This window comes from Mesorhizobium sp. M5C.F.Ca.IN.020.29.1.1 (assembly GCF_003997375.1).
Classification (GTDB): domain Bacteria; phylum Pseudomonadota; class Alphaproteobacteria; order Rhizobiales; family Rhizobiaceae; genus Mesorhizobium; species Mesorhizobium wenxiniae.
This window is the reverse complement of the sequence record NZ_RZSW01000836.1, coordinates 1-1,911: the sequence shown is the minus strand read 5'-3', so window position 1 is coordinate 1,911 and position 1,911 is coordinate 1. Positions and strand designations below refer to the sequence as shown.

1 protein-coding gene is annotated in these 1,911 nt (G+C 65.9%); it reads right to left on the bottom strand.

The window, feature by feature from the left end:
* Nucleotides 1–1,911: Ti-type conjugative transfer relaxase TraA (traA, locus tag EOA85_RS34100; RefSeq protein ID WP_127212622.1), on the bottom strand; the 1,911-nt coding region annotated here is incomplete at both ends.

The following is a 1,911-nucleotide window of genomic DNA, read 5'->3' as shown; positions in this document are numbered from 1 at the left end:
ACATAGGTCAGGTGCCGGTCGAGCGAGAGCGAGGCGAGCACCTTCACCCGATCGACGGTGGCGCCTTGGGCCTTGTGGATGGTGGTGGCGTAGCCGTGGTCGAGGTTGCGGTAGAGCTGCTGATCGACCGTCACCTGACGACGGTGGTCACCTTCGCCGATCGCTGCGACGATGCGGTTCGGCGCGACCTCGATCACCTTGCCGATCATGCCGTTCTTCACACCGAGAGCGCCATCGTTCTTCAGGAAAACTATCTGGTCGCCGGCGTCGAAGTGGCGGACGCCGTCCTCGGTTCGGAACGCATGACCCTCGCCGACGAGGCCACGTTCGACGAGCTTCTCGCGCGCCATCATGTTGAGCATGCGGACGTCGCGGCGCAGATGCGCCAGGATGAGCGAGCTCTTCGCGGGATCGTAGTCCCGATCCCAATCTGCGATCAGGCCGGCGACCGCTTCGGCCTTCAGCACGGAGCCGAGCACCCTGCCCTGCTGCCGATAGGCTGAGACCGCCTCCGCAATCCGGCCGCGCGCCAGGTCGAGGGAGGCGGCGCGCATCCAGTCCTCGCGCTGGCGGTAGATGGTCTCGAGCTCGGCATAGCCGATGCGCTCGATGATCGCCCGGAACGCAGCACCCGCCTCGATCGGCTGGAGCTGCTCGGGATCGCCGACCAGGACCAGCTTGGCGCCGGCCTTGACGGCGGCTTCAACGAACAGCGCCATCTGCTTCGAGGCGACCATGCCGGCCTCGTCGAGGACGAAGACGGTGCTGGCGTCGAGCCTGTCCCTGCCCTCGTTCCAGCGCAGCTCCCATGACGCCAGGGTGCGGCTCCTGATGCCCGCTTCCTTCTCCAGACCCTCGGCCGCCTTGCCTGCGAGCGCGCCCCCGACCACGCGGTAGCCGGCGAGCTCCCAGGCTTCGCGCACGGCCTTCATCATGGTGGTCTTGCCGGCGCCGGCGCGGCCGACGACAGCGGCGATGGCACCCGGCTGTGCGACATGCTCGATTGCCGTCCTCTGCTCGGCCGACAGCCGCTCATGCCCCGCGAAGACGCGCTCCAGCACCTTTTCACGAACGCCATGCGAGCTCCGCTCCGACAGCCAGATCGCCCGCCGCGCCATGCCGGCTTCCAGGCGGATCAGCGCGCGCGTCGTGTAGCGCGCCGGCATCCTCTCTCCGGTCGCGAAGTCGACACTCTCGCGCTCGATGCGAAGCAGTTTTGGGCTCTCAAGGATGCGCGCCATCAGATTTCGAAAGGCGCCGGCATCATCGATATAGCGATGCAGCACCTTCGCGACGTCGCGCTCGGTAAAGACGCTCTTTTCCGAAGAGACTACATCGAGCACGATCTCCGGTCGGCGCAGGATGCGTTTGCGGTTTTCGGCCCTACGCTCCTCGAACAGCTCGATGCGTTCGAGCTTCGGAGACCAGCCGGCCTTCTCTCCCTTCCGGTCGATCGCCTTCGTCGCCACGCCGATATGGGTCGTCGCCACCAGGTCGATGCCACGCTCCGCATAGGAGCGCCCGTCGACGCGGATCTCGAAACCGGCGAGCGCCAGATGCTGGTTCTGCAGATCGAGCCAGCCATTGCGCTGCTCGAGGAACTCGGCCTTCTCGCCGGACCACAGCCGATAGACGATCTTGCCGGCCTCGTTGCGCAGGACTTGCCCGTCTTGCCCGATCACGGCGACCTTCTTGGGCCCGAATCCGTTCTCGGTCAGAGGCCGCAGTGTCGTCATCAGATGGACATGAGGATTGCGCGCGCCGATCCCATCCTGGCGCTCGCCAAGATGAAAGGAATCGGCGCCACCAGGAGAGGTCTCGTCGTGATAGACCCAGTCCGCGACCTGCCCGCGTGACAGCACCTGCTCGAGGACGAACTGGCGCATCAGCGCAATGTTTTGGTCTTTCGAC